Annotated in this window: 10 protein-coding genes; 9 read left to right on the forward strand and 1 reads right to left on the reverse strand. The window is 72.8% G+C overall.

Going from position 1 to position 12,360, the window contains the following annotated elements:
• Positions 1 to 60: 60 nt before the first annotated feature.
• Complete coding sequence (locus tag ACZ5SK_RS08530) at positions 61 to 360, forward strand: hypothetical protein (protein WP_334578513.1); 300 nt, start codon at positions 61 to 63, stop codon at positions 358 to 360.
• A 19-nt stretch (positions 361 to 379) separates the two neighbouring features.
• On the opposite strand, the gene ACZ5SK_RS08535 is transcribed toward ACZ5SK_RS08530, so the two are convergent.
• Complete coding sequence (locus ACZ5SK_RS08535) at positions 380 to 817, reverse strand: MarR family winged helix-turn-helix transcriptional regulator (RefSeq protein WP_334578514.1); 438 nt, start codon at positions 815 to 817, stop codon at positions 380 to 382.
• A gap of 61 nt (positions 818 to 878) precedes the next feature.
• Here ACZ5SK_RS08535 and ACZ5SK_RS08540 point away from each other — a divergent pair, with 61 nt between their 5' ends.
• From ACZ5SK_RS08540 to pstB, 8 genes are all read left to right on the forward strand, one after another.
• Complete coding sequence (locus tag ACZ5SK_RS08540; protein ID WP_334578515.1) at positions 879 to 1,685, forward strand: alpha/beta fold hydrolase; 807 nt, start codon at positions 879 to 881, stop codon at positions 1,683 to 1,685.
• Positions 1,686 to 1,806: 121 nt separating this feature from the next.
• The gene (gene pstC, locus ACZ5SK_RS08545) at positions 1,807 to 2,823 is read left to right on the forward strand and encodes a phosphate ABC transporter permease subunit PstC (protein ID WP_334578516.1); all 1,017 of its coding nucleotides are present in this window, start codon (positions 1,807 to 1,809) and stop codon (positions 2,821 to 2,823) included.
• 1 nt (position 2,824) lies between these two features.
• Positions 2,825 to 4,063 carry a phosphate ABC transporter permease PstA gene (pstA, locus tag ACZ5SK_RS08550; protein ID WP_334578517.1) on the forward strand — a complete coding sequence of 413 codons (1,239 nt, stop codon included), beginning with the start codon at positions 2,825 to 2,827 and terminating at the stop codon, positions 4,061 to 4,063.
• Entirely contained in the window at positions 4,060 to 5,703 is a 1,644-nt protein-coding gene (locus ACZ5SK_RS08555; protein WP_334578518.1) for a substrate-binding domain-containing protein, read from the forward strand. The genes pstA and ACZ5SK_RS08555 overlap by 4 nt, the downstream gene beginning before the upstream one ends.
• Entirely contained in the window at positions 5,700 to 8,309 is a 2,610-nt protein-coding gene (locus ACZ5SK_RS08560; protein ID WP_468575609.1) for a hypothetical protein, read from the forward strand. The genes ACZ5SK_RS08555 and ACZ5SK_RS08560 overlap by 4 nt, the downstream gene beginning before the upstream one ends.
• 129 nt (positions 8,310 to 8,438) lie before the next feature.
• Positions 8,439 to 10,436: an Ig-like domain repeat protein gene (locus ACZ5SK_RS08565; RefSeq protein WP_334578520.1), complete on the forward strand. Its 1,998-nt coding sequence runs from the start codon at positions 8,439 to 8,441 to the stop codon at positions 10,434 to 10,436.
• 140 nt (positions 10,437 to 10,576) lie between these two features.
• Positions 10,577 to 11,467, forward strand: coding sequence for a sortase (locus ACZ5SK_RS08570; protein ID WP_334578521.1), 891 nt, complete (start codon positions 10,577 to 10,579; stop codon positions 11,465 to 11,467).
• A 68-nt stretch (positions 11,468 to 11,535) separates the two neighbouring features.
• Positions 11,536 to 12,327, forward strand: coding sequence for a phosphate ABC transporter ATP-binding protein PstB (gene pstB, locus ACZ5SK_RS08575; RefSeq protein ID WP_443041339.1), 792 nt, complete (start codon positions 11,536 to 11,538; stop codon positions 12,325 to 12,327).
• Positions 12,328 to 12,360 lie beyond the last annotated feature (33 nt).

The following is a 12,360-nucleotide window of genomic DNA, read 5'->3' on the forward strand; positions in this document are numbered from 1 at the left end:
GCGCCGGGACTCGTACCGCCGCCCGACGCGCCCGCCGTCCGCCGGGGCGAGGCTGGTGGCATGCAGCTGACCTACCTCGTCGTCCCGCTCCTCGTCCTTGCGATCGCCGTCCGGTTCGTCTGGAGCGGCGAGCGCCCCACGCCCCCGATCTGGCTGGCCGTCGCCCTGTGCCTCGCCTCCTACCCGCTCGGCATCATGGCCGCGAACGCCCTCGGGATGGACGTCAACTCCTCGTCCGGCCGCGGGGTCCGCCTGAGCGTGGCCGTGGAAGCCGCCTTCCTGGCGGGCCCGGCGGCAACCGCGGCACGGAAGGCGTTCCGGTCACTGGCCCCGAAGCGGCGGAGCCGTGAGCGGGCCTGAGGCTGATCGGCCGGCCGGGTCACGGACTCGCGTCTGCGTCCGCGTCCTGGTCCGCCGTCACGCGGCGCAGCAGGTTCAGCAGCGTCGTGCGGTCGGTCTCGTCCAGGGGGGCGAAGCAGGCGGCGAGGACCTCGTCGGCGATCCGGTGGCCGGCCGCCAGGACCTGTTCGCCGGACGGGGTGAGGTGGTGCTCGATGCGCCGGCCGCCGCCGGGGCGGCGCTCGATCAGGCCCAGCGCCGTCATGCGCCCGGCGAGCGTGCCGAAGGCCTGCTCGCTCTGGAAGGTGGCCGCCGCCAGCGCGCGGCCCGTGGCCCCGGGTGACTCGCTGATCGCCCGGAGGGCGTCCCACTGGGCGAGCGTGGCGCCGACGGTGGTGAGCCGGCTGTCCAGGGCGCGGTGCTGTCGATACTGCGCCTGCTTGACGGCGCGTCCCAGGAGCTGCAGTTCATCGGGCATGAGTGCAGTCTAATGCACGACTAAGCTAGCTTATATAAACATCCTTAGTTATGCTCGGCACATGCCTATCGACACCTCTGGCGACACCCCTGCCGACCTCACCTTCGCCACGGCCGGCACCGGCCGCCCCGTCCTCGTCCTGCACGGCGGCGGAGGACCGGCCACGGTCGCCGGCCTCGCCGCCCATCTGGCGCGGACCGCCCACACCCTCACCCCCACCCACCCCGGCTGGAACGGCACCCACCGCCCCGACTGGCTGACCGGCGCCGACGACCTCGCCCTGGCCTACCTCCGCCACCTGCACGCCCTCGGCCTGCGCGACGTCCTCGTGGTCGGCTCCTCGTTCGGCGGCTGGACGGCCGCGGAGATGGCCGTGCGCGACACGGCGGGCGTCATCACCGACCTCGTCCTGATCGACGCCGTCGGCGTGCACGTGCCCGACGAGCCGATCCGGGACTTCTTCACCCTGGACGCCCGCGGTGTCGCCGAGTACGCCTGGCACGACTCGGACCGCTACTACCAGGACCCGGCCCTCCTCCCGCCCGAGCGCCTCGCCGCCATGCGGGACAACACCGCCACGCTCCGGGTCCTCGCGGGCGACCCCTACATGCACGACCCGAAACTGCTGCGCCGCCTGCGTCATGTCACCGTCCCCACGCTGCTGCTGTGGGGCGCGAGCGACCGCATCGTCACACCGGCGTACGGCGCGGCCTACGCCGAAGCGTTCGCCGACGGCCGGCTCCAGATCGTCCCCGAAGCCGGCCACCTCCCGCACATCGAACAGCCGGAAGCCACCTTCGCCCTGCTCGACGCCCACCTGCGCACCACGGGCGCCCCGCTCCACAACGACCCCACACAAATGACATGAGCCATTCACATCCGGTCCATACCCGACGGCCCACAGCGACAGGAATCAGCCATTGAATCTCCCCGCGTGGCTCAATCACTGAGCCGCGTAGGGGAGAAACGTTTCCTTTGGGGGCGCAGTGGTGTCCGTACTGGAGGCTTCCGGCGAACCGGAGCCCGAAAGACCCGTTCCTCGGAGGCTGTACGCGGCTCCCGGGCTCGGTGACCGGATCTTCCGGTATCAGCTGACGGCCACGGGAGTCGTCGTCCTTGGCGTCATGGCGGCCGTCGGGCTGTTCCTGCTGCTGAGGGCCGGTCAGGCGCTGCACGCCAGAGGGTGGAGGTTCCTCACCACCGCCGCATGGCAGCCGGACGTCCACAACTTCGGCATCGCGGCCGTACTCACCGGCACCCTGCTGATCGCCGCCGTCGCGGTGACGCTCTCCGTGCCGCTGGCCGTCGCGACCGCGCTGTTCATCTCCGACGTGGCCCCGCGCGGGCTGCGCCGCACCCTGGTCACGATGGTCGACCTGATGGCGGCCGTCCCGTCCGTGGTCTACGGACTCTGGGGCCTGTTCTTCCTCCAGCAGCATGTGATCGGACTGTCGCGCTGGCTGTCCACCTGGTTCGGCTGGATCCCGCTGTTCACGGTCGACGGCACCGCACCCGGTGAGCCCCTCGCCTCCGACAGCGTCTACACCGCGTCCACCTTCGTCGCCGGGATCGTCGTCGCGCTGATGGTCGCGCCGATCCAGTGCTCCGTGATGCGGGAGGTGTTCGCGCAGGCCCCGGCCGGCGAACGGGAGGGCGCGTTCGCGCTGGGCGCGACCCGGTGGGGGATGATCCGCACGGTCGTCCTGCCCTACGGCAAGGGCGGGATCATCGGCGGAACGATGCTCGGGCTCGGGCGGGCGCTCGGCGAGACGATCGCCGTCTACCTGATCATCTCGCCGGTGTTCACCATCCAGCCGCACCTCCTGCAAACCGGCTCGAACTCGGTGTCCTCCCTGATCGCCCTGCACTACGGCGACGCCTCCGACTTCGGCATGTCGGCGCTGATGGCGGCCGGCCTGGCGCTGTTCCTGCTCACCCTGGCGGTCAACTTCACCGCCTCCACCGTCGTGGCCCGTTCGCGGTCCGGCGCGCAGAGCGAGGCATGAGATGACGGTCGTGGACGTGATCGCGCCCGCCCCGCAGGCGGCAGACGCCCCCCTTCCCGACGAGCCGCGCCGGGTCGGCGGGCTCACCCGCAACGGTGTGCTGCGCCTCGGCGGGGCCGCCGCCTCCGGACTGTGCGTCGCGGTACTGCTGTTCGGACAGATCGCGCCGTTCTCCGGCGGGCTGGGCTTCGCCGTCACCGCGTACGCCGCCTTCCTCGCGGTCTACGCGGTGCTGACCGGTCTGGAGGAGGACCGCCAGGCGGTACGCGACCGGGTGATGACGGTCGTCCTGTGGACCGCGGCCGGACTGCTGTTCACCGGGCTCGTCATGGTCGTCGGCTTCACGGCGTGGCGGGGCCGGGAGGCGCTGCCGCACGGCAACTTCTTCACCCAGGACATGCAGGCGGCGGGCCCGCTGGACCCGTTGAGCAACGGCGGCATCGCCCACGCGATGCTCGGCACGCTGATCATGATCGCCATCGCGCTCACGATCACCGTGCCGCTGGGCCTGGCCTGCGCGGTGTATCTGAACCAGCTCCCCGGCCGCTTCTCCCGCTTCGTGCGGACCATCGTCGAGGCGATGACGGCGCTGCCGTCGGTCGTGGCGGGGCTCATGGTGTACGCCACCTGGATCCTCGGCCTCGGCATGCAGAAGTCGGGGCTGGCGGCCGGCTTCGCGATCAGCGTGATGATGCTGCCGATCGTGATCCGGGCGGCGGACGTCGTCCTGCGCCTGGTACCCGGCACGCTGACGGAGGCCGCGGAGGCGTTGGGCGCGCCGCGCTGGCGGACGGTGTGGCACGTGGTCCTGCCGACGGCCCGCTCGGGCCTCGCGACCGCCGTCATCCTCGGCACGGCACGCGGCATCGGCGAGACGTCACCGGTACTGCTGACGGCGGGCTTCACGGCGGCGCTGAACGCCGACCCGACGAGCGGCCCGATGGTCTCGCTCCCCCTGGCCGTCTTCAACTTCGTCAAGTCGCCCGAGCCCACGATGATCGCCCGCGGCTTCGGCGCGGCGGCGGTCCTGATGGCCCTGGTCCTGGTCCTCTTCGCGATCGCCCGGGTCATCGGCGGCAGAGGCCCGGGCCACGAGAGCAGACGCCAGGCGCGCAGGGCGGCCCGGGCTTCCCGACGGGACGTCACGAGATACGCCGAGACCACCCGACTCAGGGGCGCGGGGAACGGCGCGACCAGCCCCCAACCACCCGCACCCGACAACGGAGATCGTCACCGATGATCAACGCCCTACGACGGCTGGGCATCCTGGCCGCACTGCTCACCACCCTCACAGTCGTCGGCGTCCCGCAGGGCGCGTCCGCGGATTCCTACACCCCCATCGCCGGCGCCGGCTCCACCTGGGCCGAGAACGCCGTCGACGAATGGCGCCGGGCGGTCAACCAGTACGGGATGCGGATCTCGTACGCCGGCCAGGGATCGTCCGACGGGCGGCGGCAGTTCCTCAGCGGAACCGTCGACTTCGCGGTGTCCGACATCCCGTTCCAGACGCATCCGACCGACGGCAGCGCCGCCGAGCGGCCGGCCGCCGGGTCGTACGCCTACATGCCGATCGTGGCCGGCGGCACCGTGTTCATGTACCACCTGACGGTCAACGGCAGGCGGGTCACCAACCTGCGCCTCTCCGGAGACGTCGTCACCAAGATCTTCACCGGAGTCGTGAAGACCTGGGACAACCCCGTCATCAAGGCCGACAACCCGGGGCTTCAGCTCCCGCACCGCACGATCGTGCCGGTCGTCCGCTCCGACGGGTCGGGCTCCACCGCCCAGTTCACGATGTGGATGGCCGCCCAGCACGCCGCGCTGTGGCAGGCGTACTGCGGGCGCGTCGGCCGCTCGGGGGCGTGCGGGCAGACCTCGTACTACCCGACGGTCACCGGCATGATCGCCCAGTCCGGCGACCTGGGCGTGGCGGGTTACATCGCGCAGAACTACGGCGAGGGCTCGATCGGCTACGTCAACTACTCGTACGCCATCAACGCGCACTATCCGGTCGCCAAGGTCCTCAACCACGCCGGCTACTACACCGAGCCCACCCCGAAGAACGTCGCGGTCTCCCTGCTCAAGGCGAAGATCAACACCGACAAGAGCTCGGCGGACTACCTCACCCAGCAACTGTCGGGCGTCTACAACGACAGCGACCCGCGCAACTACCCGCTGTCCAGCTACTCGTACATGATCCTGCCGCTGACGGTGCAGGGCACGTTCACCGAGGCCAAGGGCAAGACGCTCGGCGCGTTCTCCTACTACTTCATGTGCCAGGGCCAACAGCGGGCGCCCGACCTCGGCTACTCGCCGCTGCCGATCAACCTGGTGCGGGCGGGCTTCGAACAGATCCGCCGGATCCCGGGCGTGCGGGCGCAGAACATCAACATCAACACCTGCAACAACCCGACCTTCACCTCCGACGGCCGCAACAAGCTCGCCGAGACCGCCCCCTACCCGAAGGCCTGCGACAAGAAGGGCGCCGCGCCCTGCACCAGCGGCAGCGGCGGCGCCAGGTCGACGTCGTCCGACGGAAGTCCGGGCGGCACCGCGGCCGCCGGGGGCGGCAGGTCCGGCACGGCCGGCAGCTCCGCCGACGGGACCGGGGCGGCCGCCACCACCCCCTCCGTCGACCCCGACACCGGTCAGACCCTGGCCCCGGCCGCCGGAGGGGCCGGCGGCGGCACGGGCGCCGCCGCGGCCGCCGCCGACGGCACGATCGCCCTCGCCCAGCCGGTCGCCGTCGCCGGGCACTCCGGCTGGACCGGCACTCAGACGCTGATGGTGCTGGCCGCGTTCCTGGTCCTCGCGCTGATCCTGCTGCCGTCGGTCGTGTCCCGGCTGATCGGCCGCTCCTCCGAGGGGGGCGTGCGATGAACCGCGTACGACGTCTGCTGCTCCGGCTGGTCTGCGGGGCGGCCGCGGGAGCCCTCGCCGGTCTCGCGCTCGCCCAGGCCGCGCCGCCCGCGGCCGCCGCCCCCACCGGGTCCGCGGTGACCGTGTCCGGGCGCGGCGAGTTCAAGGACATGAAGTTCACGGTCGACCAGACCACGCACCTCACCAGCCAGGCCGTCACCGTCTCCTGGACCGGCGGCGCCCCGACCACCTTCGCCGGCACGCTGTTCGACACCGACTTCGTGCAGATCATGCAGTGCTGGGGCGACGACGACGGCACGGTCCCCGCCGACCCCGGCCCGCCGCGCACCCAGTGCCAGTACGGCGCCTCCCCGACCACCGACCGGGGCAGCTGGCCCGGCAACGACTTCGACGACACCCGCAAGGTCTTCTACAGCGCCGACCCCGCCAGCTACGGCCAGGACGACCGCTACGGCGCGACCAACCCCAACGCGCCCGGCGAGGTCCCCTTCAAGCCGGTCAGCGGCGCCACCGTCACCTCCAACACCCAGAACAACCCCTACTTCAACCGCAACACCACCAATGAGGTCGACTTCGCCCGCACCGGCGCCGACGGCACCGGCCAGGAGTTCTTCGAGGTGCAGACCGCCAACGAGGCCCCACACCTGGGCTGCGGCACCCCCGTCAGAACCAACGGCCGGACAACGCCGCGCGGTTGCTGGCTGGTGATCGTCCCGCAGGGCCACCTCGACCTCGACGGCAGGCCGTACGCCGACCACAGCCAGGTCAACGCGGGCTCCCCGGTCTCCGCCACCAACTGGAAGAACCGCGTCGCGATCCCGCTGCGCTTCAACCCGGTCGGCGCCAACTGCGCGCTCGGCGCGAAGGAACGCCCCACCACGGGCAGCGAGCTGGTCGCGAGCGCGATGACCAGCTGGCAGACGGCGCTGTGCCCGGCCGGCCGGGTCTACGGCTACACCGAGCTCGGCGAGCCCGACACCCGCGCCCGGCTGTCCGGCGACGGCGCCTCCGGGCTGGCCTTCACCACCCGGGCGCTGGGCGCCGACGAGGGCACCACGGCGCCTCCCGGTACGACGGCCTACGCGCCCGTGGCGCTCTCCGGAGCCGTCATCGGCTTCACCGTCGAACGCAGACCCAAGGCCGGCGCACCGGACGCGGTGACGAGACTCGCCGGCACGAAGGTCGAGTCGATCGACCTGAACCAGCGCCTGGTGGCCAAGCTGCTCACCGAGTCGTACGCCAACTCCACCTGGGGTTCCGAGCTCGGCGGAAAGGCCGCCAAGGGCTACGGGTGGGTGAAGGACAACCCGGCGGGGCTGGCGAGCGACCCCGAGTTCATCGCCCTCAACCCGCAGTTCGCCGATCTGTCCGTCGCCGAGACCCCGGCCACCGACACCGACCTGATCACCGCCCTCGGGCACAGCGACACCGCCCGCGCGCTGTGGCGGTGGATCCTGTCCGACACGGACGCCCGCCAGTTCCTCGCCGGTGTCTCCGACGACTGGGGCATGCGGGTCAACCCGTACTACGCCACGAACGCGGACGTGAACCCGACCGGCGCCGCCTTCGACCCGTCCCGCACGGACGACTACCCCAAGAGCGACCCCTGGTGCACGATCCCGCCGGGCACCGGCGCCACCGCCCGGCAATGCATGATCGACTTCCATCCGTACGTGGACGACATGCAGTCCGGCGCGCTGCACACCCGCCGCGCCGACGGCCTGTGGAAATCGACCTGGGACGCGCTGGCCAGCCCGCCCGCCTTCAAGAGCCCCGGCCCGCAGACAGTCGGCTCCCGGTTCGTCATCACCGTCACCGACGCGGCCTCGGCCGCCCGCTACGGCCTCCAGACCGCCCGCCTGCGCAACGCCGCCGGCACGTTCGTCGCACCGGGCGCCGCCTCCCTGACGGCCTCCCTGACGGCCGCCGCGGCGACCGCCGCCGGCAAGGGCGTCGCCGAGATCAGCCCCGCCGGGGCTAAGGCGAAGGGCGCCTACCCGCTCGCCCAGCTGGTCTACGCGGCTGTCCGCCCCGCCGGCCTGGACGCGGCCGCCCGCAAGGACTACGCGGCCCTGCTCGAGTACGCGGCCGGCGCCGGCCAGACCGGCGGCGCCGACCCGGGCCGCCTGCCCGCCGGTTACGCCCCGCTGCCGCAGCGGCTGCGCGCCGCCACGACCACCGTCGCACACGCCCTGGCGAGCTACCGGGGCGGCGCCCCCGGCGGCGGATCGACCACGGGCGGCGCCTCCGGCGGTTCGACCGGCGTGAACACCTCGGCCGGAGGCTCGGCCGGCACCGGCACCGCGGGCACGGCGGCCGGGGCCGGGGGCGCCAGTGCCGCACCGGCCGCCCCGGCGTCGTACGGCGGAGGCGACGCCGTACGGACCACCGCGGCGGGCACGACCCCGGCGGACCCCGCGAACGCCCTGCGGTACGCCGTCCCGGTGGGCGCCGCCCTCGGGGCCGTGGCCGGGGTGGGCGCGCCCCTCGCGGGCGGCAGCCGGCCACGGCTGCCCCTGCGGGTGCCGCTCCCGGGCGGCCGCACGATCACCGTCGTGCCGCGGTTCACCCTGCCCGGGCGGCTGCGGAAACCGCTGCGGCCCTGAGCGCCGCCCCCTCGGGCGGCACTCCCCACGAGCGGCCGCCCGCCCCGCGGATCAGTCGGGGCGGACGGCCCGTACCACCCTGCCAGACCGCTTCTCCTCGTACCTTCCCAAGCTCTCAGGAGACTTCCGATGCGCACAACGCGCTCCACGGCCGCACTCGTCGCCGCCGCAGTGGTGGCCGGCGGCGTGGCTCTCGCGAGCCCCGCCCACGCCGACCCCACCCCCGCCGGGACCTTCCGCAAGCTGGTCGGCGTGGGTTCCGACACCACCCAGGACGTGCTCAACGCCCTGGCCGGCGACACCGTCAACGCCAAGAGCTACGCCGCCACGGCCGTCAAGTCGGCGTCCGGCGCGGGCATCGCCTCCTACGACGCGATCGAGCCCGGCAGCGGCTCCACCACGTCCAGCATCACCACCCGTCCCGGCGGCCCGGCCTTTCTTCGCCCGAACGGCTCCGGCAAGGGCCGACTCGCCCTGAGCGAGTCGCTGACCGGCGACAAGTTCCCCGACGGCAACGGTGTCGCCGTCAAGGGCCAGGTCGACTTCGCCCGCTCCTCCAGCGGCCCGTCCACCTCCGGCACCGCGCTCACCTACATCCCGTTCGCCCGGGACGCGCTCGGCGTGGCCGTGCGGGGTTCGGGCCTGGACAGCCTGACGGTGGCCCAGCTGCACGACATCTACTCCACCGCCAACCCGACGGTGAACGGCGTGCCCGTGCACCCGAGGATCCCGCAGACCGACTCCGGCACCCGCAAGTTCTTCCTCGCCGCGATCGGGCTCGACAACAGCACGATCAACAAGGACATCCCGGTCGTCCAGGAGAACCAGGGCAACGCGGCCCTCACCGAGGACGGCGACCTCGTACCGTTCTCCGTGGGCAGCTGGATCGCCCAGAACAACGGCGTCGCCCCCGACTACAGCAAGAAGGCGGCCGGCGACGGCGGCCACCTGGCGGGCGTGCAGCTGCCCGGCGACGTCAACGGCGCCACCAGCCCGGTCACCACGGTCGACGGCGCCCTCGCACCGGTCCCGCACTACTACGAGAACTCCACGTTCGGCCGCGACGTCTACAACGTCGTCCCGACCCGGGCGGTCGACCCGGCGAGCATCTTCTTCGACAAGGACCTGTACGACGTCTTCGTCACCAGCGGCAGCCACACCGCCGCCCTGGCCTCCGACGACGCCGAGCAGGTCATCGCCGGCTTCGGCTTCCTGAACGAGTCCTACAACGGCTCGGTCAACCTGGCCAGGCACGCCAGGCAGGGCGGCCTCGAGGAGTCGGGCGTCGACCTCTCCCGGCCGGCCGCGCCCACCCTGAAGGCAGCCCTCGGCGACGCGAGCCTGAAGCTGTCCTGGACCGCCCCGGCCGCGACCGCCCTCCCCCTCACCGACTACCAGGTCACGCTGACCGGTGCGGACGGCGCCGTCGTCGCGACCAAGGACGTCCCGGCGACCACCACCTCGTACACCTTCTCCGGTCTGGCCGTCGGCGCCTACACCGCCACCGTCACCGGCAACAACCTCAACGGCGCCGGCGCCCCGGCCGCCTGGACCGGCAAGGTCGGATACCTCAGCACCACCAGGGCGACGGCCGCGGCGACCCCGTACGGGAAGATCCCGAAGGTCGCCGTCACCGTCACCGGCTCGCACGCGGTGCTCCCCGCCGGCAAGGTCACCGTGAAGGAGGGCGCCACCCTGCTGGGCACCGGCACCCTGGACGCCGCCGGCAAGGTCACCCTCGGCCTGTCGAACCACCTCAAGGTCGCCACGCACACCCTGACGGTTCTCTACGGCGGCAGCGCCAAGCTGAACGCCTCCTCGACCACGGCCGTCCTGAAGATCACCAAGGCCACGCCGTCCGTCGCGACCACCGCGCCCGCTTCCGTGAGTCACACGGCCCGCGCCAGGGTCACCGTCAAGGTCGCCGCGCCCGGCACCACGCCCACCGGCATCGTGCGGATCTACAACGGCACCCGGCTGATCGCCACCGGCACCCTGAGCGCCGGCAAGGTGACCGTCACCCTGCCGAAGCTGGCCAAGGGCCGCCACACGCTGCACGCCTCCTACCTGGGCTCCACGACGGTGAGCGCCAGGAACGGCGCGAACTTCACGATCAAGTCCGTCTGATCCCGTCCGTCTGATCCCGGCGGCCGGGGAGACCCGTCGAGCCATCGAGGGAGTCTCCCCGGCCGACCGGCGCCCATCCCCACCCCCACCCCCGTCCCCATCCCCATCCCCACCCACGTCTGTGAAGGAGGCGGGCCGCCGTGACGGTCGCCGTATCCCTGACGCTCCCCCGCGTCCGCAGCGTCACCGCCGTCCGCCACCTCGCACGCGGCGGCCTGCTCGCCCTCGCCGCCCTGCTGCTCGGCATCACCGCGCAACTGCTGCTGGTCAGCGGCGCGCAGGAACACTCCGCGCAACACGCGGCGTTCGACGAGCTGCGCGGCCAACTCGCCCTCGGCACCGCCCCGGTGGCCCAGACCGACCAGCAGGGCCGGCTGCTCGCGCCGGGCACGCCCGTCGCGCTCGTCGCCGTCCCCAGGCTGGGGATGAGCCAGGTGGTGCTCGAAGGCACGGACTCGACCGTCCTCACCGACGGCCCCGGTCACCGCCGGGACACCCCGCTGCCCGGCCAGGCCGGCACCAGCGTGCTGATGGGCCGCGCCGCCGCCTACGGCGGTCCCTTCGGCCGACTCGCCTCCCTCACGGAGGGCGACCGGTTCACCGTCACCACCGGCCAGGGCAGGGCCACGTACCAGGTCCTCGACCTGCGACGGGCCGGTGACCCGGCGCCCGCACCGCCGACCGCCGGCCGGGGCCGACTGGTCCTGGTGACCGCGACCGGCCCGCGTTTCATGCCGGCCGGTGTCCTGCGCGTGGACGCCGATCTGGTCTCCGCGCCCTTCCAGACCCCGGCCGCGGTCATCCGCTCCGGCACGCTCCCCGACTCCGAGGAGCCCCTGGCCCGCCCCGCCGGAGTCCCGTGGCCGCTGGTGATGTGGCTGCAGGCGCTCCTCCTCGCCTCCGTGGCCGCCGTCTGGGCCTGGCACCGGTGGGGCCGTCACCAGACCTGGATCGTGTTCGCCCCGGTCGTCGCCGTCCTGGGCCTCCAGGTCGCCACCCGCACCACCGAACTCCTGCCCAACCTGCTGTGACCTTCCGTGAGGTGTCTGACGTGACCGAAGTAGCCGAGCCCCTGACCGACACGGTCGTCCTGACGCCCGTGACCTCCGCCGCCGCCCCCGCCACCCTCGAAGCCCGGGCCGTCTCCGCCTGGTTCGGCGCCCATCAGGTGCTCAGCCGGGTCTCGCTGACGATGCCCGCGGGTGAGGTCACCGCCCTCATCGGCCCCTCGGGCTGCGGCAAGTCGACGTTCCTGCGCACCCTGAACCGCATGCACGAGCTGATCCCGGCCGCCCGCTTCGGCGGCGAGGTGCTCTTCGACGGCGAGGACGTCTACGACCCGTCGTGGCGGCTGACGGACGCCCGCCGCCGTATCGGCATGGTCTTCCAGAAGCCGAACCCGTTCCCCGCCATGTCGATCTACGACAACGTCGTCGCGGGACTGCGCCTGACGGGAGCGCGCGCGAACCGGCACGAGAAGGACGCCCTGGTGGAGGAGTCCCTGTCCCGGGCCGGCCTGTGGAACGAGGTCAAGGACCGCCTCCGCCGGCCCGGCGGCGCCCTGTCCGGCGGCCAGCAGCAGCGCCTGTGCATCGCGCGGGCGCTGGCCGTCCGCCCCCGGGTGCTGCTGATGGACGAACCCTGCTCGGCTCTCGACCCCACCTCGACGCGCCGCGTCGAGGAGACCGTCCAGGAGCTGGCCGGGCAGGTGACGGTCGTGATCGTCACCCACAACATGCAGCAGGCCGCCCGCGTCTCCCAGCAGTGCGCCTTCTTCCTCGCCGAACAGGGCACCCCCGGAGGCATCGTCGAGGCGGGCCCCACGGCCGACGTCTTCGGCGCCCCGCACGACCCGCGGACCGCGGACTACGTGGCAGGCCGCTTCGGCTGACGGCCCCGACGATCGTCGAGCTTGCCGCTGACG

It is taken from the genome of Streptomyces sp. NPDC031474 (assembly GCF_055581185.1).

What these genes read in the sequence shown, in the direction of transcription:
- ACZ5SK_RS08530 (WP_334578513.1), top strand. Translation starts at nt 61, where the DNA reads ATGCAGCTGACCTACCTCGTCGTCCCGCTCCTCGTCCTTGCGATCGCC.
- ACZ5SK_RS08535 (WP_334578514.1), bottom strand. Translation starts at nt 817, where the DNA reads ATGCCCGATGAACTGCAGCTCCTGGGACGCGCCGTCAAGCAGGCGCAG.
- ACZ5SK_RS08540 (WP_334578515.1), top strand. Translation starts at nt 879, where the DNA reads ATGCCTATCGACACCTCTGGCGACACCCCTGCCGACCTCACCTTCGCC.
- pstA (WP_334578517.1), top strand. Translation starts at nt 2,825, where the DNA reads ATGACGGTCGTGGACGTGATCGCGCCCGCCCCGCAGGCGGCAGACGCC.
- ACZ5SK_RS08555 (WP_334578518.1), top strand. Translation starts at nt 4,060, where the DNA reads ATGATCAACGCCCTACGACGGCTGGGCATCCTGGCCGCACTGCTCACC.
- ACZ5SK_RS08560 (WP_468575609.1), top strand. Translation starts at nt 5,700, where the DNA reads ATGAACCGCGTACGACGTCTGCTGCTCCGGCTGGTCTGCGGGGCGGCC.
- ACZ5SK_RS08565 (WP_334578520.1), top strand. Translation starts at nt 8,439, where the DNA reads ATGCGCACAACGCGCTCCACGGCCGCACTCGTCGCCGCCGCAGTGGTG.